21 protein-coding genes and 1 pseudogene are annotated in these 21,945 nt (G+C 62.6%); 8 read left to right on the top strand and 14 right to left on the bottom strand.

Annotated elements, in window-relative coordinates:
* Nucleotides 1-20 precede the first annotated feature (20 nt).
* Nucleotides 21-1,397, bottom strand: a complete 1,377-nt coding sequence (locus AC0L27_RS18445; RefSeq protein WP_473319918.1) for a GHMP family kinase ATP-binding protein — start codon at nt 1,395-1,397, stop codon at nt 21-23.
* A 561-nt stretch (nt 1,398-1,958) separates the two neighbouring features.
* Nucleotides 1,959-2,219 (bottom strand): annotated as a pseudogene (locus AC0L27_RS18440) (hypothetical protein); the annotation flags it as partial.
* Between the two features lie 202 nt (nt 2,220-2,421).
* Between AC0L27_RS18440 and AC0L27_RS18435 the strand changes: the two are divergent.
* The 6 genes from AC0L27_RS18435 (at nt 2,422) to AC0L27_RS18410 (ending at nt 5,985) form a co-directional block, all read left to right on the top strand.
* The gene (locus AC0L27_RS18435; protein ID WP_473308611.1) at nt 2,422-2,751 is read left to right on the top strand and encodes an HAD hydrolase-like protein; all 330 of its coding nucleotides are present in this window, start codon (nt 2,422-2,424) and stop codon (nt 2,749-2,751) included.
* 1,179 nt (nt 2,752-3,930) lie between these two features.
* Complete coding sequence (locus AC0L27_RS18430) at nt 3,931-4,260, top strand: hypothetical protein (RefSeq protein WP_473308612.1); 330 nt, start codon at nt 3,931-3,933, stop codon at nt 4,258-4,260.
* Nucleotides 4,261-4,325: 65 nt separating this feature from the next.
* Nucleotides 4,326-4,712, top strand: a complete 387-nt coding sequence (locus tag AC0L27_RS18425; RefSeq protein WP_473319916.1) for a hypothetical protein — start codon at nt 4,326-4,328, stop codon at nt 4,710-4,712.
* A 247-nt stretch (nt 4,713-4,959) separates the two neighbouring features.
* Nucleotides 4,960-5,385 (top strand): hypothetical protein, encoded by a 426-nt coding sequence (locus tag AC0L27_RS18420; protein WP_473308614.1) that lies wholly within the window; start codon nt 4,960-4,962, stop codon nt 5,383-5,385.
* Nucleotides 5,370-5,552, top strand: coding sequence for a hypothetical protein (locus AC0L27_RS18415; protein ID WP_473308615.1), 183 nt, complete (start codon nt 5,370-5,372; stop codon nt 5,550-5,552). Before AC0L27_RS18420 ends, AC0L27_RS18415 begins: the two co-directional genes overlap by 16 nt.
* A gap of 295 nt (nt 5,553-5,847) precedes the next feature.
* On the top strand, nt 5,848-5,985 hold the full coding sequence (locus AC0L27_RS18410) for a hypothetical protein (protein ID WP_473308616.1): 138 nt from the start codon (nt 5,848-5,850) through the stop codon (nt 5,983-5,985).
* 62 nt (nt 5,986-6,047) lie between these two features.
* Here the strand turns inward: AC0L27_RS18410 and AC0L27_RS18405 are convergent, their stop codons facing one another.
* The 5 genes from AC0L27_RS18405 to AC0L27_RS18385 all read right to left on the bottom strand — a co-directional run bounded on the left by AC0L27_RS18405 (nt 6,048) and on the right by AC0L27_RS18385 (nt 11,230).
* Entirely contained in the window at nt 6,048-7,157 is a 1,110-nt protein-coding gene (locus AC0L27_RS18405) for an acyltransferase family protein (RefSeq protein ID WP_473308617.1), read from the bottom strand.
* A gap of 166 nt (nt 7,158-7,323) precedes the next feature.
* On the bottom strand, nt 7,324-7,863 hold the full coding sequence (locus tag AC0L27_RS18400) for an ATP dependent DNA ligase (protein ID WP_473308618.1): 540 nt from the start codon (nt 7,861-7,863) through the stop codon (nt 7,324-7,326).
* Between the two features lie 189 nt (nt 7,864-8,052).
* Nucleotides 8,053-8,382, bottom strand: a complete 330-nt coding sequence (locus AC0L27_RS18395; RefSeq protein WP_473308619.1) for a hypothetical protein — start codon at nt 8,380-8,382, stop codon at nt 8,053-8,055.
* 299 nt (nt 8,383-8,681) lie between these two features.
* Nucleotides 8,682-8,972: a ParB N-terminal domain-containing protein gene (locus AC0L27_RS18390; RefSeq protein ID WP_473319915.1), complete on the bottom strand. Its 291-nt coding sequence runs from the start codon at nt 8,970-8,972 to the stop codon at nt 8,682-8,684.
* Nucleotides 8,973-10,006: 1,034 nt separating this feature from the next.
* On the bottom strand, nt 10,007-11,230 hold the full coding sequence (locus AC0L27_RS18385; RefSeq protein WP_473319913.1) for a phenylacetate--CoA ligase family protein: 1,224 nt from the start codon (nt 11,228-11,230) through the stop codon (nt 10,007-10,009).
* 86 nt (nt 11,231-11,316) lie between these two features.
* Between AC0L27_RS18385 and AC0L27_RS18380 the strand changes: the two genes are divergently transcribed.
* The gene (locus AC0L27_RS18380; protein ID WP_473319912.1) at nt 11,317-12,471 is read left to right on the top strand and encodes an AGE family epimerase/isomerase; all 1,155 of its coding nucleotides are present in this window, start codon (nt 11,317-11,319) and stop codon (nt 12,469-12,471) included.
* On the opposite strand, the gene AC0L27_RS18375 is transcribed toward AC0L27_RS18380, so the two are convergent.
* The 6 genes from AC0L27_RS18375 to AC0L27_RS18350 form a co-directional block, all read right to left on the bottom strand.
* Nucleotides 12,468-13,307 (bottom strand): ABC transporter ATP-binding protein, encoded by an 840-nt coding sequence (locus AC0L27_RS18375; protein ID WP_473308623.1) that lies wholly within the window; start codon nt 13,305-13,307, stop codon nt 12,468-12,470. The two genes, AC0L27_RS18380 and AC0L27_RS18375, sit on opposite strands and share 4 nt — an antisense overlap.
* 124 nt (nt 13,308-13,431) lie before the next feature.
* A complete protein-coding gene (locus tag AC0L27_RS18370) occupies nt 13,432-14,715 on the bottom strand; it encodes an ABC transporter substrate-binding protein (RefSeq protein WP_473308624.1) in 1,284 nt (427 codons plus the stop codon).
* A gap of 46 nt (nt 14,716-14,761) precedes the next feature.
* Entirely contained in the window at nt 14,762-15,835 is a 1,074-nt protein-coding gene (locus AC0L27_RS18365) for a branched-chain amino acid ABC transporter permease (protein ID WP_473308625.1), read from the bottom strand.
* 3 nt (nt 15,836-15,838) lie between these two features.
* Complete coding sequence (locus AC0L27_RS18360; RefSeq protein ID WP_007612526.1) at nt 15,839-16,732, bottom strand: branched-chain amino acid ABC transporter permease; 894 nt, start codon at nt 16,730-16,732, stop codon at nt 15,839-15,841.
* Nucleotides 16,733-16,813: 81 nt separating this feature from the next.
* Nucleotides 16,814-18,745, bottom strand: coding sequence for an AMP-binding protein (locus AC0L27_RS18355; protein ID WP_473319911.1), 1,932 nt, complete (start codon nt 18,743-18,745; stop codon nt 16,814-16,816).
* Nucleotides 18,742-19,563, bottom strand: coding sequence for an ABC transporter ATP-binding protein (locus tag AC0L27_RS18350; RefSeq protein ID WP_027519023.1), 822 nt, complete (start codon nt 19,561-19,563; stop codon nt 18,742-18,744). The genes AC0L27_RS18355 and AC0L27_RS18350 overlap by 4 nt, the downstream gene beginning before the upstream one ends.
* Nucleotides 19,564-19,896: 333 nt before the next feature.
* Between AC0L27_RS18350 and AC0L27_RS18345 the strand changes: the two genes are divergently transcribed.
* Entirely contained in the window at nt 19,897-20,571 is a 675-nt protein-coding gene (locus AC0L27_RS18345; RefSeq protein WP_106946375.1) for a Crp/Fnr family transcriptional regulator, read from the top strand.
* Here the strand turns inward: AC0L27_RS18345 and AC0L27_RS18340 are convergent.
* Nucleotides 20,568-21,830, bottom strand: a complete 1,263-nt coding sequence (locus tag AC0L27_RS18340) for an MFS transporter (protein WP_473319909.1) — start codon at nt 21,828-21,830, stop codon at nt 20,568-20,570. The two genes, AC0L27_RS18345 and AC0L27_RS18340, sit on opposite strands and share 4 nt — an antisense overlap.
* Between the last annotated feature and the right edge of the window lie 115 nt (nt 21,831-21,945).

The following is a 21,945-nucleotide window of genomic DNA, read 5'->3' as shown; positions in this document are numbered from 1 at the left end:
AACATTCTCATCTCATATCGTCAGGCGAATCGCGCGGGAAAGCGCGACTTCCACGTCCGCAGCCCGTTTTCTTCGAACATGATGCGCGAACAGCTGTGCCCCTGCTGTTCCAGTGCAGCAATGAGCTGGTAGCGTTCGAACGGACGCACAAAGAACATGAAATAGCCGCCGCCACCGGCGCCCAGCAGCTTGCCGCCGACCGCACCGTGCTGCTTCGCGAAATCGTAGATCGCATCGATCGAGTCCGACGAGATCTTCGAGCTCAGCTTCCGCTTGGCGTGCCAGGCTTCGTCGATCAGCCGGCCGCACTCCAGCAATTGGCCGCGCAGCAGATGTCGCCGGATGTCGCGCGTCACTTCCTTCTGCTTGGCGGCCGCAGCGACGGCGTCGCTGGTCTCGTGCTGGGCTTTCTGATCGCGGTGGATGGCGCCGGAATCGCGGCCCGAGCCGGTGTAGCAGAGCACCAAGCTCTCCTCGAGCTCGGCGATGATGTTAGGATCCAGACGAAGCGGCACGATGGTGTTCTGGTCGGAAAAGAACTCCATGTGATTGAAGCCGCCGAACACGGTGGCGTATTGATCCTGCCAGCCGCCGGGGATGTTCAACATCAGCCGCTCGGCCTGGAACGCCATCTCCGCGATCTCGTGGCGGTCCCACTGGTCGCTGCGAAATTCGTTGAAGCAGCCGATGATGGCAGACGAGACAACTGCCGAGCCGCCGAGGCCGGAGCCGACCGGGAAGTCGGCGGAGACTTCGAGCTCGAAACCGTAAGTCGGCTTGATCAGGCGCACGACCGATTTAATCAGGGCGAGATCGCCGCCCGAGCCAAGGTCTGCAAGATCGTCGGCCTCGATCGTGCGGCGGAAATCGTGCGAATAGATCCGGATGCTGGGATCGTTTCGCCGCCGCAGCGTCGCGTGAGCGTACATCTTGATCGTGGCATTGATAACCGCGCCGCCGTCATTTGCCACGAAATAATGCGTCAGGTCGGTGCCGCCGCCGGAGAAGCTGATCCGCACGGGCGAGCGCGCGCGCGCGAAGACTTCGCTCTCTTCCGACAAGTTGAACAGCTCGCGGCTGAACACGTCGACCAGCCGTCCTTCGCTATCGAGGATGGGCACCACGTGCACGCGCTGGTCGAGCAGCTTGAGGATTTGCTCGCGCGGCCCGCCGCTGCGCGCCCAGACGAAGTTGCGATTGATGCAGGTAGCCACCCTGTCCTGAATCGTAGTGCCGGTCAGCATGCGCCTGCGGATGTCGCCGTCAGTCACCGCGCCGACGATCCGTCCGCCCGCGTCCTGCGCGAACAGGATCCCGAGCATGTTCGCATTGAGGCGCCGGAAGGCTTCCTCAATGGTTTCGGTCTCGGCGATGGTGACGAGGGATCGTTCAAGCACGTTTGGGTCCAGGGAGGGCCGAATTTTCTCGGCCACAAAGGCGCATGCCCGGTTCGCTGATCGTCTGCTAATACGGGAGCCGATCGGGCGATGCAAGGTTCCGGTGGCGCCAATTCCGACGAATTTGACGGAGTCCGCCCGCCGACGTCTTCCACTTTCATGTTGCATTCAGCGCCCCCAGCTGTCGTTTGGCTGCGCAGGAGAAAATACGATGTTGGTTACTACGATTGCGGCAGTACTTGCTCTTTATGGAGGCCAGACGTCGCCAGCCGTGGGCTCCGCCGCGCTCTCGAAGTACAGTACCGCGTGCCGAGGCATCCGCCGCCTTGCGCAAACGGTTGGGACCTGAGTGCTCGAGACGGTTTTTGCTATCCGAACGGCTACCTGCCTCCCCAGGACCAGGAGGCGGGCAGCGATACTATCCGGCTCAATACGGTGGGCCGCGGTACTATGGTGGGTCTCAGCCGTACCGGGCTTATGGATTGCGCAGACGCCCAGTGCAATTCGGTGACAGCGCTGACGTCGATCTCCGCGGAGCGGCTCCTGGCCCAACTGGCGACCCTAGGGGATAGCGACGACCTTGTGGCCTGGGCCAAAGCCAGCCTTGGCGTTGATCCCGTGCCCGCTTGCCTCCTTGGCATCCTCGGGCACGAGCTTCTTCAACTTAGCCTTAGAGAGCTCGTGCTTCCCGTGGGCATCCTTGGTGCGGAGATAGGTTGCAGCGAACTCGCCCCAAGCATTCGACGATGACATATCGACGACCTTAACGGCCTCCAGCCTTGGTCGCGGCGTTTCGATGTTGAAGAGCAGAGGCGTCTCGCCTCTCGATCGTGATGGCGTCCTCAACGAGGACGACGGCTATGCTTTCGATCCCGGGAGATCCGGTGGTAGAAGGAGCCCAAGAGGCCGTCAAAGCAGTGAATGACGCAAGGATGTTTTGCATTTGTAGCGACCAACCAATCAGGAATTGCGAGCGGGCTTTATGAGGAGCGGCATGTGCGCAATCTGCACGAATGGATGTCGCGTGAACTTGCCATCGCTGGTGCCCGTATCGATGCGTTCGAATTGCCCACAGCACCCCGATGGTCTGGTTGAGCGTTTTCGTGTCCTCTGCTACTGTCGTAAGCCGCAGCCGGGGATGATCAGAGCCCTCCTTGAGCGGTACTCGGCGGATATCGATGCTAGCTTCATGATCGGCGACAAGCAGAGCGATCTTGCTGCGGCTCAAGCGGCCGGAATAGCAGCCTATCTGTTTGATGGATCAAACCTCCATACGTTCATTGCCCCGTTGTTGACGGATCGCTCGTATCCTCCGGATCCGTCGCATCGCGGAGGAGCCGGAACCGAGGATTGAGGCCGTGGTCTTCGCGACAAACGCATTGCTCGATTGCTAAGTAGAGAAATCAAGGAGGCAAGTTGGCGTCAAAGCGACAAATCGAAGCCAATCGCGCAAACGCAGCGAGGAGCACCGGGCCGCAAACAAGCGCTGGCAAAGCAGCATCGAGCCGCAACGCCTATAGGCATGGCTTATCTCGTTGGGACGAACCCGCCGGTTCTGGCTTCGATGCAGTCCTTGCGGAAGACTTCAAAGGTACGGGCATGGAAATCGAATTCAAGATCTGGCTCAAGCTAGGAGTTGCCAGGATCGCCTGCGAGCTCTTAGGTTAGTTCTGATCTTGGCGGTGATTGAGGGCGCGGAACCAAAGCAAATGAGATATTTGTCGAGCTTGGAACGGTATGAGAAGGCTGCCCTCTCGCGGCAACGGCGGGGGTCTCAGGCCGGAGAACGTCGCGCCGATTGGACGGGCTGCTAGTATTTCAAAGTGTTGGAGGCTGCATGAACTACATTTTCCCGCTGCTGGCTGTCGCGGTCACTATCTGTCTGTTTGTAATCTACGCAATGGTGCGGCAGAGCTTGCGTCGATCTCGTCCAGCCGATGAGGTTCCTCACTGGCCGGATTCAAGCCTGAGATAGTCGATCGGCGTAGAAGTGCCCATCGCCATACGCAGGTACATCGAAAAACCGAATCAGAGCTTGCGTCGTCGGGCAAAACAGTGGTTTTTGGGGTGCTGGTCCAATCGCAAATGGAGTGCAGCCAAATGTCCGAAGAATGCAATGCTTTGTCCGATCTGCCGGAAATAGCCAAGCTTAATGGAGAATTCCGAAGGAACTACGGGAAGCTTCTCGGAGCTTTCTTGCATCTGCGTTCGATCAGCGCCGCCCGTGGACGGTCCTTGTTCTGGAGCGCGTTGCTTTCAGCCGTTTGCTCCGCGGCGCTGGCGTGGCTGGGAAGCGGGGCGTGTCGCTATCAGCTGCAGTTGACCAGCCGGAGAGCAATTGCGGCTTAGGGCGCATGACTGTGCCGCACTCTCGCAGCCCCGGAAACCAAAAGGGTGCAACTGAGCGACCACTCCGGCGTTTCTCGCGACGTTGCGGTGAGTTCTCGTCCTGGAAAGTGCGCAAACGGAACGGATAAGCTGGCCTAAGAAACTGAACAGATAAAGCCTCCATGGAAGTTTGATCGAGGGAGAGATGAAACGAGCGCTTGCCATTGTGATGATGCTACTCTTGCCCACGCCGCTGAACGCCGGATCAACGATCGTGGGTGCTGGCCCGCAATCTTGTACCGCTTGGCTGAATAGGAAGAAGAACTTGGTCGTGAAGGCAGCCTTTCAATCCTCGGTCGTGGGCTTCGTCAGCGGACTAAACGTGAGTGCCGAGAGGGACATTGTCGGGGGCGGCGATTTCTCCGCGATCGTTGCTTGGATGGACCGGCGCTGCAAATCTAATTCTTCAGATCAAATTGGAGTTGCAGCTCTGGACCTAGCGATGGAATTGGCTGGTAACGCGGCGAAGCGCTGATCTGCTGGACACGCCAGTTGACGCTGAGGCCGCTAACGTCCTTAGCCCGGCGGAGCCCGCCGTGAATGACCCATGTGCGGATCAAGCTACCCGAAACAGATCTGGCTGGCGCTGCAGCTCGAGCTCGACGGGGTGGCGATCGGGGCACGCTGCTGGCCGGCGCCGGCGCCTGGACCTTCGCCGAATACTGGACTCACCCGCGGCCTGTTTCACGGTCCGCCACCGCGCTGCATGACGAGCATCATCGCCGGCCGAGGCCGTTCATCGGAGTGGCGAGCTGGGGCACGGCCGGGCGGTTCGCTGCCGCGTGGCTCGCATGCGCCGCGACGGCCGGCATCGCGATCGCCTGTGCGACGACGGCCGGGCTGATGCTCGGCTATCTCGTCTACTGCACGATCCATCTAGCATGCACCACTTCGCCGCCCGCCGCTTCGATCGTTATGGCGCGATGATGCGGCGCCTGCACCAGGGCCACCATCGCGGCGGACATGGTAATTTCGGCGTGTCGTCGCCGCTATGGGACGTCGACTTCCGCATCTATCGGCCGTGAGGGCGCGACCATGCGTCTGCTCAACTACTACCTCGAGGGCCGCCGTTTCGAATGGCTCATCACCATCGCCATGCTGTGGCTGGCGGTGGCGATGTTCGTCTCGCCGCAGATCCTGCGCGCCTCGGGCGTTCGAGTGGATCACGCTGGTGATGACGACCTGGTTCACGGCGTGCTGCCTGTTCGCGATCGGCTGGGCGCGCCTGGCCGGGCTGCTGCTGAACGGCCGCCAAGTTCGCGGCCGCCGCGTCGGCCCGATGATCCGCGCCGTGACGGCCGCGGCCTGCGCGGTGATGTGGGTGCAGTTCGAGCTGGCGGGGGTCAAGATGTCGATCGAGCAGGGCTTCATGTCGCCCGGGGTGCCGTTCTGGACGATGTTGGTGGTGGGCGAGCTCGACGCGGCTTATCGGGTGGTGGAAGAGCTTCTTAAGGCACTGGGGCCCTGGCCATTGGTGCAGGGCATCGTCATCGGCCTGGTGGTGGCTGCCAGCGCTTCTGGGCAATCCGCAAGGACCTGCAGGACAACCAGCGCACGCGCGACGAAGGCGAGGGCGCGCGCACTGTGCCCATCGAGATGAGCGACCAGGAGAAGCGCTGGCGCTGGGAGGCCTACAAGCAGCTCGGCCATCTCGACGGCAATTCGTTCGACATCGTCCGTGACCTAGACCAGCTGGTCGAGTTGAATCGCGGCATTCTCAACGCGCTCAACCGGCTCACCGATAGCCGCTGGAACGGCGGGCAATAGGGCAGACCAACCATGCGTCGGATTCTCCTGCTCGCGGCGATCCTCGCCGCCGGCGTCGCCGCGCCGGCGCGCAGCGCCATGTCGACCCTATGCCTGTTTCTTCGCGGCCCGCTACATCGCGATGGCCGAGGGGTTTCAGTGTGCCGTCTTGCCGGCGTTCTGCGCGGGCGCGCATGCGCTGGTCGCGGAAGCCGGCGGCAGCAGAGTCGCGGCGGAGAGGCTGGCGCGCGATCGCGGCCACAGCCGGCTCTCGATCATGCTGGCTAAGCGCTACTGCAAATGAGGAGAGCGTGACATGAACTGGCGGACGGGGTTTGCCGTGTGTCTGGCGGCGATCGGTCTTGTGTTCGTCGCCATCGAGGTCAAGGTCGTGGTCGACCTGTCCCGGCACGTGGCCTGTGCGCCGTCGGCGGGGTTTGCACACCATAGGTGAGGAACAGTTTCAGTTCGCCCGACCGGATCTGCAAGCAAAAACGTTCTAATCGAGAATGATTTTCATGGTGCATGCTCGGACATTCGAGGTTCCGAGCAGACGCTGCTAGCTGCCGGCGAAGCGGTCGATGCCGAGCCGACGTCGGTCCGGTACGGTAAGAAACCGAGCGGATTGGTCAGGAAGGCTGTCAGCGGCTTCATCGTTGGCTTCTCGACGACGACGTAGACCAGCCAGGCGATGCCGGCGAGGAACGCCGGCAGCACGAAAGCCCGAATGAGCAGGTCGGTCGTGGACTCACGGCCGACATGCGCCCATTGCAGGATCATCATCCCGACATCCTGATGGATTAGGTAAAGCGGATAGCTGATAACGCCGATGAAAGCGAGCGCGCGGAAGGCGCGCGGCAAGAGGTAGTCATACCGCGCGGTGAGGTAGACCAGCGCCGTGCCCGTCCACAGTAACAGCGATCGATACATCTCGATCGGAACTGAAGGCTGTTTGACGTGGAATTTCAGATGATAAAGCTCAACTGAAAACGCCACCACGATCCCCGCGATGCCTTCCACGGTGCGCCCTCTGATGAGCGCCGCCACGCTCATGCCGGCAATGAAGAAAGGGAAGAAATCGTTATTGGTATAATAGTCGGTGCTGGTGGTGACCGTGCGAAAGGCGACGAACGCGCAGAGGAGCGCGATCAATCGCTGCCGCAGGCCGATTGCCATCATCAGGAAGCAGAAGACGTAAAACTGGAACTCCACCACCAGGGACCAGTAGGCGCCGTCCGGCAGCACGTAGTTCTTTTGGAGAATGTTAAGCGTCGCAAGCCCGAATGGCATGTAGAAGTAAGACAGCCAGTTCATCCCGCGCCCGGCCTCGACGAGGTCAGGTGCAAAATATTTGAACAGCGTCGTCAGCAACCCGCAGAAGACCAGGCCCGGCACCAGGCGGCCGAGCCGCTTCGCGTAGAAGTGCCAGGCTGTTTCTGACGTTTCGACACTGAACGCGATGCAATAGCCACTGATGATGAAGAACAGCAGGACGCCGAAAGTGCCGCGGTTAAAGACCTGCAACGGGACGAAATGATAAAGCAGCACCCAGATGATGGCGATTGCGCGGAGGCAATCGATTCCAACTGATCTTTCGGATTTCAAATGGTTTTCCCCCAAGGCCACGAGTTAAAACAGCGGGCCCTGGTTGTGTCAACCGCCAATGGTGGCCTTGGCATCGCTCTCGCGCGTGAGGTAGTCGGCCAGCGCCATCATGGCGAGGTCGTAGCTCTGCTCGATCTGCTCTGCGGGTGTCAGCTGCGCCATGGTTACAGATCCTCGCGCAGGCCCTTTAACGTCGGATGCCGCAGGCGGCCGTTGGCCGATTTGGCGCGATACTCGACTCCGCAGCAAGGCGTGGCTCGACCCAGATGCCCGTATTGGGGATGCGCCTGGCGAACGGCTGCGTCTTGCGCACCAGCTTCTGCAGCCGGCGCTGCAGCTCCCTCACGGCCGCGTCCTCGAAGCCGTGCTCGACCTTGCCGGCATAGAGCAACTCGTCGCCGTCCTGCCGGCCGACATAGATGACGTCGAAGCGGTTGTCCTTGATCTTGAAGCCGGCGATCGCCAGCGTCTCGCGATGCGCGCACGTCGTCTTGACCCAGTAATTGCCGCGCACGCCGCCATAGGGCGAGTCGGTGATCTTGGAGACGACGCCCTCGAGCTCGCCTTTGCAGACGCGCCGAAGAAGCTCGTCTCCGCCAATGTCGAAATGCTCGCTGTAGGCAATCGGCGTTCCTGATATCAGCGCTTTCAGTGCCGCCTTGCGCTCCAGCAGCGGCAGGCAGCGCAGGTCCCGGCCTTCAAGATAGAGCAGGTCGAAGGCGATCATCCGATATTTGTGGCGTTGCCGGCGAGACTCTTCTGCAGATCTGCGAAGTCGCCGCGCGGGACCCGGTCGACCTGCAAGCACCGGCTCGATGAAGCCCGGGAAGGGCGCCTTGGTCCCGATCTCGGTCCGCTTTCCGCGCCGCAACGCCACCGACCAACTCCACGCAACACAGACGTGGATTCGAGTCCTTCAGGGACGATTCGTTCCGGCCTTGTGCCACGGCCGGCGCCGGCCCTGGATCTCGCGCGCCATCTGGATCTGGTCGTAGCCGATTTGCCCGTGCAGATCCTCCCAGGCGGTTCGGAACCGGGCTTTAGCTTCGGTGAGGCTGCGGGCGCCGCCGCGGTGCTCGTTGCGCTGGGGGACGTTCGGCAGGATGACCGCCCACGACCAGCCGTCGATGCCGCCGACGCCACGGAAGATCCGCCCGATCGACAGCTCGTCCCAGATCACCTCGTAATGGCCGGATGCGGTTTCGCCGCCGATCACGGTCCGACGCATGGTGAGGTCGTCGGTCATGCTGGGAATTTTACCCATGAACAGCGCAGGAACGAAATCCCCGGATTTTCCCCGCGTGTTGCTACTTTTCTGCACTCAGGTGCCCATAACTGCCGATCGCTCGAAACGATCGAAAGCAAAAAGCTCTATGTTTTAAGGGATATGGATGGTGGGCGACAAGGGATGCAAAGGTGTATGAGCAGCGTGTGTGCAGTTCGCTGACTGCCTCGAAACGAACTGTTTGGTTACCGAAAGCTTTACTCATCGAAAGTGACTCGCAGCAGGAGAGCAAGCCAGCATTCAACGGGGCTTCAGGGTCCTCAGGTTTTGCTGTTGGGGAAAAGGGGCGTGGGCCAAAGGCGTTGGATTAAGTGCTGCGCAGCGTTGGTGACGCGCGATGAGAAGCTGATCGGGGCGTCGACTGAGCATGCTTGCGGCTGCAAGTCTCCGTGACCCGCAATGACCCGACCTTCATCATCGATCAGAATTGGATTGGTGAAGCTGAACCGCTTGATGCTCTGCTTGATCTGCTTGATCTGCTTCGGCGAATGGGTGCGGACATTGCCGGCGTAGGGCTTCGACGCGTCAATTGACAGGTGCTCGATCTGCAAAACTTTTCTCCTGATTGAGTTGGCCTAGGGCGAATTGCTCCGGAGAGGTTTTGCAGATCAGGCCTCGGATTCGCTCACGGAAATTGGCGGTTACAGTGCAGGATCGGAAGGCCGCGGATACTGGCGCTCGATCTCCGCTTCGAAGTCCTCCGAATCCCTGCAGCGTTCTCCGGGGTGACGGTGCCCGCCCTTCCAAAGCTGTGGCTATTGCGGAGGGTCGTCCAATCTACATTTTTCAAGCGCTTCCGCGCCCAAAATGCCAACAGGCGGTAAGCGCGCTCGCTGAGCGCGATTCGCTCGACCGTGCGCTCCTGCGCCGCCCGATCAGCCTTAAGCCGCCTGCACAGCCACGGATAGATCCTATCAATCTGCTCGAGCGTAAAGTCCTGCTGTGCCGGATGGTTAGGTGGGCGACCGCGGCGCTTGTGGATGGGAGGGCGCGGCGGACGTGCCATGGCGGATCGTCCTGAAGCCGCTGCTGATCAAACCGGACGCCCATGTTCGTTTCTCCTTAGGTTCGCTGGTCCGGAGAAACGCTAGCCCAGGAGGGTGCTTCAGCAGAGAGCGGCTCACCGCGTTGGTAACGCCCAAAATCCGATATTGCGGATTCATAGGGCTATGGGGGTAGCGGGGGAGTCCAATTGGCGAATGTAGAGGCCTCCTATCGCGTGTTCGAATTTCATCACAAGGGCGTGACAAGATGCTGGCTGGCGTGCCCGAAGAAGCGATGCAGGCGAGCTTGGTGTCACTCTGTCCATACGGTCTGGCGGATCAGGAGATCAGATGGTTCTCGTGCACTTGCTGGGACCACTGATCGGCTTCCCTGCTTCGGCTCGGCAAATTCGCTGTTCTTTGCCAGGCCATTCCCTGATAGCGGTCTGGAATTGCCTGTTATTTTCCACCCGTTGCTCGCCAGAAGCGCGTAAGCCTCGGATATCCGGGATTTTTGCGCTGATTTACACCTGAACAGGGCGCAGCGTTTGAACAGGGCGCAGCGTTGCGAAATATTCGCTGTTACCAGAACGAGGTCAGTGTCACCGCTCGTCCGCGATCACCTTGCCGTCGTTCGGCAGCGCACCGGGCCTCACCAGTTCAACCTCGCCTCCGAGCTTCGTCACGGCGCGCAAGGTGCCCGCAATCTCCTCGCGCAACGTGTCGTTCGCGGCAGCCGTTTCCGCTTTCAGCGTCATGGCATCGGCCTCGCCCTGGCGCGCGACGACGAGGCGCAATCTTCCGAGCGCGGAATGGCGCTTGCCGATCTCGGCGACCTGCTCGGGGCGGACGAACATCCCCTTGATCTTGGTGGTCTGGTCGGCGCGGCCCATCCAGCCCTTGATGCGCATGTTGGTGCGCCCACAGGGGCTGGTGCCCGGCAGTGCCGCGGTGAGATCGCCGAGCGCGAGCCGGATCCAGGGATGGTGCGGGTCGAGCGAGGTCACGACGATCTCGCCGACGTCGCCGGGCGCCACGGGATCGCCGGTACCGGGCTTGACGATCTCCATGATCAGATCCTCATTCACGACCATGCCGTCGCGCGACACGGTCTCGAAGGCGATGAGGCCGAGATCGGCGGTGCCGAAGGCCTGGTAGGCCTCGATGCCGCGCGCCTTGATCTCCGCCTGGAGCGAGGGTGGGAATGCTGCGCCCGAGACCAGCGCGCGCTTGATCGACGAGACGTCGCGGCCGGAGCTTGCGGCAGCATCGAGCAAGATCTTGAGGAAGTCCGGCGTGCCGCTGTAGCCGACAGGACGGTAGGCCTCGATCAGCTCGAATTGCTGCTCGGTATTTCCTGGACCTGCGGGGATCACGGCGCAACCGAGCGCGCGCGCCGACGCATCGAAGATGAAGCCGCCGGGGGTGAGATGGTAGCTGAAGGTGTTGAGCACGATGTCATCAGGTCGGAACCCGGCCGCGAACAGCGCCCGTGCGCCGCGCCAGGGGTCGGCTTGCCGCCCCTCCGGCTCGAAAATCGGCCCTGGGGAGGTGAAGAGACGGGCGAACGAACCGGGCGCCGCCGCGACCAACCCTCCGAAGGGCGTCGAGGCCTTGTGCAGGGCCGGCAGTTCCGACTTGCGCAGCACCGGCAGGCCCGCCAGGGCCGCCCTGGAGGTCACGGTCGCCGGATCCACGCCTTTCAGGCGATCTGCATAGACGGGCGCGGTCATCGCACAGCGCAGCACGCCGGGCAGGCGGGCGAACAGATCGGCCTCGCGCGCGGCTTGTTCGCGCGTCTCGAGGGCGTCGTAATGGGCGGTCATGGCTGATCTTTCCGGGTTGGCATCCGTTGCGTGCCGCCGCCGGCATGGGTATCAGACGGCCATGGGCGAGGTTTGAAGGGGACGCGATGGCGGACGAGGGAATCAGTGCGGCGGACGAGGCGGCGGACGTCGTCGCGCGCCTGAAGCGCCGCATGATCGACGAGGCGCTGCCGCTGTGGTCGACGGTCGGTTGGGACCATGGCGCGGGTGGTTTCATCGATCGGCTGCACCGCGACGGCACGGCGGACGTGATCGCGCCGCGACGCGTGTTCGTGCAGGCCCGCCAGATCTGGTGCTATGCCAAGGCCGCGCAGATGGGCTGGTACCCTGAGGGGCGCGCCATCGCGCTCAAGGGGCTGGAGCATCTGCTCGCCAAGGCAAAGGCCCCCGACGGCCGGCCCGGCTACGTGCACCGGCTGACGCCGGAGGGCGCGGTGCTGGACGGCCGGCGCGATGCCTACGACCACGCCTTCATCCTGTTTGCGCTCGCGACCGTCTATGCGCTCGACCAGGACGCACAAATTCGCGCCGAGATCGACGCGCTGCTCGCCTTCCTCGACGGCCATCTGCGCTCGCCGCACGGCGGCGTCCACGAGAGCCTTCCGGTCTCGCTGCCGCGCCGGCAGAACCCGCACATGCATCTGTTCGAGGCGATGATCGCGTGCTTCGACGCGACCCACGATTTGTCGTTCCAGAACCGTGCCGGCGAGTTCTTCGCGCTGTTCCTCGCCAATCTCTACGACAAGCGGACGCGCGCGCTCGGCGAATATTTCGAAGAGGACTGGTCGAAGATCGCGCCGGTCAGCGTCGAGCCCGGCCATCAGGCGGAATGGGTCTGGCTGCTGAAGGGATTCGAACGCATCACGGGCTGCCCGACCGGACAGCGGCGCGCCGAGCTGCTGGAAGCCGCGCTGCGCTATCGCGATGAAGCCACCGGCTGTCTGGTCGACGAGGGTGACGACGCCGGCAACATTCGCCGCAACACGCGCCGGCTGTGGCCGCAGACTGAGATCGCGAAGGCGTGGATCGCGCAGGCCGAATCCGGCGAGGAGGGCGCGGCGGACGAGGCGCGCATGGCGCTGGCGCGGCTCGAACGCCATTATCTCAGCCATCCCGTGCGGGGCGGCTGGTACGACCAGTTCGACCGCGACGGCAAATCGCTGATCGACACCATTCCTGCGTCGTCGTTCTATCATGTTCTCTGCGCAGTCACGGAAGCGGAGCAGGTGCTGGAAGGTTAAAGCCAGCGCTTGCGCCGCTTGAAGCTCTTGAGGTTCTTGAAGCTTTTGCGCTGGTCGCCGGCGCCGCCGAGGTAGAATTCCTTGACGTCCTCGTTGTCGCGCAATTCGTCCGCGGTGCCGTCGAGCACGACCTTGCCCTGCTCCATGATGTAGCCGTGGCTTGCCACCGACAGCGCGGCGCGGGCGTTCTGCTCGACGAGGAGAATGGTGACGCCGAGGTCACGGTTGATCTTCTGGATGATCGAGAACACCTCTTTCACCAGCAGCGGCGACAGGCCCATCGAGGGCTCGTCCATCAGGATCATCTTCGGGCGCGCCATCAGCGCGCGACCGATCGCGAGCATCTGCTGCTCGCCGCCGGAGAGATAACCCGCCAACCCGGTGCGCTCCTTGAGGCGCGGGAAGTAGTTGAAGACCATGTCGAGATCGGCGCCGATCTCGCGGTCCCTGCGGGTGAAGGCGCCGAGCTTGAGGTTTTCCAGCGAGGTCATGTCGGCAACGATGCGCCGGCCCTCCATCACCTGGAAGATGCCGCGACGGACGATCTTGTCGGGATCGATGCCGTTGATGCGCTCGCCCTCGAACAGGATCTCGCCGCGCGTGACTTCGCCGTCCTCGGTCTTGAGCAGCCCGGAGATCGCCTTCAGCGTCGTCGACTTGCCGGCGCCGTTGGCGCCGAGCAGCGCCACGATCGCGCCCTTGGGCACGTCGAGGCTGAGACCGCGCAGCACCAAGATGACGTCGTCGTAGACGACCTCGATGTTGCGCACGCCGAGGAGAGGCGGTGCGGGTACGACGCCGGGGGAGGGGCGAGCTGCTTCGAGGGTGTCGGTCATATCAGTTGCCGCCAATTTGCTGTGCTCGTCGTGCCCGGGCTTGGCCCGGGCATCCACGTACTTCGTCCGAGTGGTCAGGCGCGGATGGCCGGGACAAGCCCGGCCATGACGTCCGATGTTGTGGTTACCAGCCCAGCAATTCCGGCTTGCGCGGAAGCTCGACAGTCTTGACCTTCTCGAGCTTGATCGCGCCCTTAGCCATGAGGTCGTTGAGGTCGCCGTCGGTCGCGCCCGCAATCTTGGTGCGGTAGAGATCGACCTTCAGCGTGCCGCGGTGGTCCTTGTCGGTCCAGGTCGAGGCATTGCAGACGCCTTCCATGCCTGATGGCACCCAGTCCTTCTTCTGGTAGAAGCCCTTGGCGACGTTCTCGCCGGTGGCGCCGCCGTTCTTGGCGGCCCAATCGATCGCTTCCTTCATGTAAAGCGCCGAGCAGACGGCCGCGATGTAGTGCACCGGGCGATAGACCTTGCCGGTAGGATCGGACATCTTCGAGATCTCCATCACCGTCTTCATGCCGGGCGCATCGCCGCCCCAGCTTACAGCGGTGCGCAGCGGGAAGATCACGCCGTCGGCGGCGTCGCCCGCGGTCTTGGCGGCATTCTCGTCCATGCCCCAGACATTGCCCATGAACTGGATGTCGACGCCGGCGGTCTTGCAGGCCTTCATCACCGAGATGTTGGACGCGGCGGTGTTGCCGAGATAGGCGTAGTTGGCGCCTGAGGATTTCAGGCTCAGGCACTGCGCGCTATAGTCACCCGGCGCGAGCGCGAAGACCAGCGGCGGCAGCACCTCGAAGCCGAGCTCCTGCGCCATCGCTTCGCCGGCGGCCTTCGGCGCGTTCGGATAGGGGTGGTTGGCCCCCATGTGGACGAACTTCGGCTTGCCGGACTTGCTTTTGGCCTTCCAGTCTTCGGCTGCCCACATCAGCATCGCGCGCAGCGAGTCCGAATAGCTCGGACCGTAGAAGAAATTATACGGCGCGGGCTTGGCCTTGCCGCTGACGCCTTCGGGATCGGTGAGGGCGGCGGCGTAGGAGCCGGAGAGGTCGGGGATTTTATCTTGTGCGAGGAAGCCGGTCAGCGCCTCGGTGTCTGCCGTGCCCCAGCCCATGATCGCCGCGACTTTGGAGTCCGGCGCCGACCACTTCTTGTAGAGCGCGATGGCGCGCGGCACCTGGTAGCCATAGTCGTTGGTGTCGACGTTGATCTGCTTGCCGCCAACGCCGCCGTTCTTGTTGACCCAGGCGAAGGTGTCGGCGACGGCCTGGCCGTAGGGCGTGCCGACGTCGGACGTGCCGCCGGAATAATCGGCGAGATGCCCGATTGCGATCTGCGCCTGCGCGCCTGACGAGAATGCGGCGATCGCCAGTGCAAGCGATGCGGTGCTCAAAAGGGATTTTGTCTTCATTGGTTGCCTCCTCCTGTTTATTTGTTGGTTAGAGAGTTGCCCGCGCTCAATGGGAGAACGGGTAGAGTTTCCAATACGCCTTGATCTGTCGCCAGCGATGGGCGAGCCCGTCCGGCTCGAACATCAGGAACGCGATGATGATCACCCCGATCGCGATCTCGCGCAGGAAGGTGATGTTGTTGTTGAGCGACAGCGCCTTGTCGATCGCGCCGCCCTTCAGCGTCACGCTGAGGAACTCCATCGTCTCGGGCAGCAGCACCACGAACGCGGTGCCCATCAGCGTGCCCATGATCGAACCGGTGCCGCCGATAATGATCATGGCGAGGAACAGGATCGAGCGTTCGATGCCGAAACCCTCTTGCGACACCACGAGCTGGTAGTGCGCGTAGAGCGCGCCGGCGATGCCGGCGAAGAACGCCGCGAGCCCAAATGACAGCGTGCGGTACTTGGTGAGATTGATGCCCATGATCTCCGCGGAGAGATAATGGTCGCGGATCGCCACCAGCGCGCGGCCGTCGCGGGTGCGCATCAGATTGGTGACGAGGACGTAGCTTGCAACTACGTAGGCGAGTACGACGTAGAAATATTGCCTGTCGCCGCGCAGCGTGTAGCCGAAGATCGAGAACGGATTGGCGCTGGCCGGCACCGAGCCGCCGGTGAACCACTCCGCGCGGGAGAAGAAGTCGAGCAGGATATATTGCGCGGCGAGCGTGGCGATCACGAGGTAGAGCCCCTTCAGCCGCGCCGCCGGGATGCCGAAGATCAGCCCGACCAGCGCAGTGACGACGCCCGCGAGGGGGATCGCGAAGAACACCGGGATCGATGTGCCGTTAGAGATGTAGGCAGACGTGAACGCGCCGAGCAGGAAGAACGCGGCATGGCCAATTGAAATCTGGCCGGTGAAGCCAACCAGGATGTTCAGCCCGAGGGCCGCGATGGAAAAGATGCCGATCTGAATCAGGATGCTGAGCCAGTACCCGCCAAGGAATTGCGGCACGAGGCAGAGCAGTACTACGCCGGCGATCGCAAAATTGCGGCTGGTCGTGGTCGGAAAGATCGTGGTGTCGGCCGCGTAAGAGGTGCGGAAATCACCAGCAGGGATGAGCGCGGGGCCGGCCATGTATCAGATCCGTTCGATGTCGTGGGTGCCGAACAGGCCGTAGGGCTTGATCATCAGCACGATGATGAGGACGTAGAACGGCGCGATCTCGTAGAGATTGCCCCAGTGAAGGTATTCGCTGTCGACATATTGCGCGATGTTCTCGAGTAACCCGATGATGATGCCGCCGAGCACGGCGCCCCCGACGGAATCGAGCCCGCCGAGGATCGCCGCCGGAAACACCTTAATGCCGTAAGCGGCGAGGCCCGAGGATACGCCGTTCACGACGGCAACAACGACGCCTGCCACCGCCGACACCGTTGCGGAGATCGCCCAAGCCATCGCGAACACGCTCTTCACGGAAATGCCGAGAGATTGCGCGACCTGCTGGTTGAACGCGGTGGCGCGCATCGCAAGCCCGTACTTTGAGGCGCGGAAGAACCAGGCCATGCCGATCATCATCGCGATCGAGACCACGAGGCTCATGACATAGACGGTTTGGATCTGAAGCCCGAACAGGCTGACGGACTGGCTCTCGAACACGCGCGGGAACGGCTGCGGATTGACGCCGAACATCCATTTCAGCGTCGCCTGCAGCACGGTGGACAGGCCGATGGTCACCATGATGACGGAGATGATGGGTTCGCCGATCATCGGCCGCAGGATCAGAACCTGCACCGCGATGCCGAACACGAACATGAACACCAGCGTCATCGGCATGCCGATCCAGAACGGCACCTGATATTTCGCGAGCAGGGTCCAGCACACCCAGGCGCCGACCAGCAAGAGTTCGCCCTGCGCGAAATTGACGACCTGCGTGGCCTTGTAGATCAGCACGAACGACATCGCGACCACGCCATAGAGCGTGCCGACCACGAGGCCGTTGACCAGGAGCTGAATGAGAAAGGCGGTGTTCATGTTATGCTATCCTTCACCTTCTCCCCGCTTGCGGGGAGAAGGGTGTATCGACTGGCAGCGTACGCCCGTTTGAAAGCGTGCTCACTCCGCGGCCTCCGCGAGCTGGCCCGGTCCACCCAGATCCACGACCCTCAGCGTTGTTCGTACGCGCTGTGTGGTGCCGTCCTGGAACCGGATCACAGTGTCCACGGGGATGTCGGCCTGGCCGCGGTAGATCGCGTCGATGATGCCTTCGTATTTTTCGTTGATGACGCTGCGGCGCACTTTCCGCGTGCGGGTAAGCTCGCCGTCGTCGGCGTCGAGCTCCTTGTAGAGCAGCAGGAAGCGCGAGATGCGCTGTGCCTGCGGCAGAGTGGCGTTGACGGTCTCGACTTCCTTCTTGAGCAGCGCATAGACCTCGGGCCGCGAGGCGAGATCGCTGTAGGTCGTGAACGAGAGCCGGTTCTTCTCCGCCCATTTGGAGATGATCGAGTAGCGGATGCAGATCATCGCCGCGAGCGCGTCGCGGCCTGCGCCAAGCACCACGGCTTCCGCGATATAGGGCGAGAACTTCAGCTTGTTCTCGATGAACTGCGGCGAAAAGCGCTCGCCGCGCGAGGTCTCGGCGAGATCCTTGATGCGGTCGATGACCACGAGCTGGCGGTTCGCGTTGAAATAGCCAGCGTCGCCGGACAGCATCCAGCCGTCCCTGACGTCGGCGACGCTCGCCTCCGGGTTCTTGTAATAGCCGAGGAACATGTGGGGATGCCGCACCACGATCTCGCCGACACCGTGAACATCGGCATTGTCGATGCGGATTTCGACGCTGTCGGCCATCGGCACGCCGGTGGTGTCGGGATCGACCTTGCCCGCGGGATGCAGCGTGTAGGCCCCCAGCAGCTCGGTCTGGCCGTAGAGCGTGCGCAGCGGCACGCCCATCGCCTGGAAGAACTTGAATGTCTCGGGCCCGAGTGCCGCGCCGCCGGTTGCAGCTGAACGCAGGCGGGTGAAGCCGAGGCGGTCGCGCAACGCGCGGAACAGGATCGCGTCGGCAAAGCCGGAACGCTGGCCCTGTTCGAGCGCGGCAAGCCCGCTCCTCATGCCGATGTCGAACAGGCTTTGCTTGAAAGGCGTTGCGTCCATCACCCTGGCGCGGACGTCGGCGGCGATCGATTCCCACACGCGCGGTGCAAACAGGACAAACGTCGGTGCGATCTCGCGCAGATCGCTCATCATGGTCTCGGGCTCTTCGACAAAGTTGATCTTCATCCGGCACAAGAGGCCTTTGCCAAGTACATAGACCTGTTCCATGATCCAGGGCAGCGGCAGCACCGAGACGTATTCGTCGTCCGGCCCCTTCGGGTCGAAAGCCAGATACGTCGCGCAATGGCCGAGCACGCGGCCGGCGGCGAGCATCGCGAGCTTTGGATGCGAGGTGGTGCCAGACGTCGTGCAGAGGATCGCGACGTCCTCGCCCTTGGTCGCGTCCACCAGCCGGTCGTAAAGCTCCGGTTCGCGCGTCGCCCGCGCCCGCCCGAGTTCGGCAAACGTCTCCGCCGACATCAAACGCGGATCATCGTATTTCCGCATGCCGCGTGGATCGGAATAGATGATGTGCTTCAGCTTTGGGACGCGGTCGGCGAGCGTGAGCAGCTTGTCGACCTGCTCCTCGTCCTCGGCGAAAACGAGCTGCGCCTCGCCATAATTGAGGAGATACGAGGCTTCTTCGTCGAGCACGTCGCGATAGAGCCCGAGGCTCAAGCCTCCAACCGCATGAGTGGCGATTTCCGCCGCGACCCAGTCCGGCCGGTTGTCGCCGATGATGCCTATGACGTCTTGGCGCCCAAGGCCCAGTTCGACGAGGCCGAGCGCGAAATCGCGCACCCGCCTCTGGTAGGCGTTCCAGGTGAACGGGCGCCACAGCCCAAGGTCCTTCTCGCGCAGCGCAATCTCGTTGCCGTACTCCTTCGCATTGAGCCGGAGCATCTTCGGATAGGTGTCGGCCTGCGCGACGCGGCCTGCGTAATCCATCATGCCGCGCTCTCCTGCGCCGGCGGAGCATCGTCAGGATCGACCAGCACCTCGTCCTCTTCGCCGAGATAGGCGCGCCTGACGTGGGGATCGGCGAGCACGGCGGCCGGGTCGCCCTCGGCGATCTTGCGGCCGAAATCCAGCACCATGACGCGGTGGGAGATGTCCATCACCACGCCCATATCGTGCTCGATCATCACCACGGTCATGCCGAACTCCTCGTTGAGATCGACGATGTAGCGGGCCATATCCTCCTTCTCCTCGAAATTCATGCCGGCCATCGGCTCGTCGAGGAGTATGAGGCGCGGCTCCAGCGCCATGGCGCGCGCGAGCTCCACGCGCTTGCGCAGGCCATAGGAGAGGGTGCCGGCTTGCGCCTTTCGCACCGACTGGAGATCGAGGAAGTCGATGATTTCCTCGACCTTGCGGCGATGCTCGAGCTCTTCCTTGCGCGCGCCGGTGAGCCAGTACAGCGAGCCCGTGAGGAAATTGTTCTTCAGGAGGTGATGGCGGCCGACCATGATGTTGTCGAGCACGCTCATGTGGTGGAACAGCGCCAGGTTCTGGAAGGTGCGGCCGATGCCGAGCGACGCCCGCGCGTTGGGCGTCAGGCCAGTGATGTCGCGGCCCTGGTAGAACAGCTGGCCTTCGGTCGGCTTGTAGCGGCCGGAAATACAGTTCACGATCGACGTCTTGCCCGCGCCGTTGGGGCCGATGATCGAGAACAGCTCGCCTTCCCTGATGGCGAAGCCGACATCAGTCAGCGCACGAACGCCGCCGAATCGCAAGGACACGCCGCGCACTTCAAGACTGGTAGCCACCAAACAGAACCCTCCCGGTGATGGCGCATTCAGTGGCGCTCTTCGTCCGTTCTATAGGGCGATCCTAGTACGGCCGTGCCGGTGAGGCCATGCAGCAGATGGTCTCGACCGGAGCCGCGCCGCTCTCGTTCCCGTTTGGGATCAAAAGCCGCATCGCCCGAGGTGGTCCTCAATAGGGGAAAGCGCTATTTTGAAATGTCTCCCGGCTGACAATTCTGCGACAAAGTTTTTGGATGGGAGCATCCTCCATCTTTCGTCGGATGGTGGTCGGAAAGATCATGCTGCATTGCAGCAGAATAAGGAGTGACGCACGGTGCGGCTGGCTTCGGGATCATGATTTCAGAAGATCAACTGAAGCGCGTCGCTGCCTGGTCGCGCGAGCTCACGCAAGCGGAGATCGAGGTCGCTCGCGCCGGGATAACGGAGCGGTCCTACGGCACCGGCGAGACCGTCTTCATGCGCGGCGACACGTTCGACTATTGGGCCGGCATGGTCTTCGGCCTTGCCCGGATGGGCGGGGTCTCGCGCGACGGCAAGGAGACGAGTCTTGCCGGGCTGACGGCAGGCGCCTGGTTCGGCGAAGGCAGCGTGCTCAAGAACGAGCCGCGCCGCTATGATGTGGTCGCGCTGCGCAACAGCCGTGTCGCACTGATGGAACGTAGCGCCTTCATGTGGCTGTTCGAGAACAGCGTCGGCTTCAACCGCTTCCTGGTGCGCCAGCTCAACGAGCGGCTCGGCCAGTTCATCGGCATGCTCGAAGTCAACCGTACGCTGGATGCCACCGCGCGGCTTGCCCGCAGCATCGCCTCGCTGTTCAATCCGATCCTCTATCCGGAATCGACCGCGCATCTGGAGATCACCCAGGAAGAGATCGGCGCGCTTTCCGGCATGTCCCGCCAGAATGCCAACCGCGCGCTGAACCGGCTGGAGAAAGAAGGCTTGCTCCGGCTGGAATATGGCGGCGTCACCATCCTCGATATCGAGCGATTGCGCGGGTACGGGGATTAGCGTCCATTGGCGGGGGCGTGCACCGGCCAGAGGTCAGCGCGCCAGCGCACCGCGATCGCCATCATTGCGATGAACCCCGATACAGCATAGAGCGACCCCGTCGCGGAATAGCCGATGATGTCGATCAGGCTGCCGGCCGCGAGCAATCCGAGCGGCAGGCCGTAGATCACCATCATGCGCACGCCCATGACGCGGCCGCGAAGGTGTGCGCTGGCCGTCCGCATCAGGATGACGGCAGCTGATATCATCGACATGCTCTGGGCGATGCCGGCGAGCACGAGGCAGGCCATCGCCGCCGGCATCGTCCTGATCTCGACGAACACCAGCAGCATGGCGTACCAGGCCAGCGTCGCGCCGATCAGGAGCCGGGCAATGCGCAATCCGCTGACGAGGCTGAGCGTGATGGAGCCGATCAGGGAGCCGACGGCGAAGCTCGCCGAGAGATAACCGAGGCCGGTTTGGTCGGTATGAAAGATATCCCGCGCGATGTAGGGCAGCAATCCGCCGGTGAAAGGAAATGCGGTCAGGTTGGCGAGGAAGGCGACGCACAGCGCCGCGCGCATTCCCGCGCCATTCCAGGCGTAGACGATCCCTTCCTTCAAATCGACCAGCAATCTCGAAACGGCGCGACTGTCCGCCGGAAGATGAGTTGTGGCAATGGTCCTTTCCGGCCGGGTCAGGCAGAGCATGAGCAGCGCGGCCGCGAGATAGAGGCAGACGATCACCACGTAAACGAGGCCAATGCCGAGGACGGCAAACAGCCCGGCGCCCGTCAACGCGCCGGCGATGCGCGCGCTGTCCTGGGTCGTGCGCGCAACGCTGATGGCGCCCACCAGTTGCTCGGTCGGCATGATCTCGGCGAGCAGCGCGCCGCGAACGCCGAGGTCCGAGGGTCGAATCAGGCCCATGATTGCGACGATGATCATGACGCTTAGCGGCGTCAGGTGACCGGTCAGCGCCAGAATCATGATGGTCGACGCGAGCACCATATAGGCAAGACGCATCGCGACCAGGAGATCGCGATGACCCATGCGGTCGCCGACCATGCCGAACACCGGCGCCACCAACGTCCCGACGAACTGGAGCGACGCAAGCACGGTGAGTAGCAGCACCGAGCCGGTCTCGACCATGATGTACCAGCCGAGCACCAGCGTCTCGATCTCGAATGCCCAGGAGGTGAGCAGATCGGACGGCCATTGAAAGCGATAGTTGCGGATGCGGAATGGCGCGAGCGCGGAAAGACGTATGGTCGTGCTCAAGATCCGACTACTGGTTTCACGGCGATTCTCTGCCCTTTGTTATTCGTTTTCTTCTCGCAGGGTAACCCCGGCGATCCCGGTGTCAATCGGCGCTGCCGCATAGTGCCATGCTCGC

The organism is Bradyrhizobium sp. Ken51, assembly GCF_055807435.1.
The sequence above is the reverse complement of the archived record's forward strand: the minus strand, read 5'-3'. Positions and strand labels throughout refer to the sequence as shown.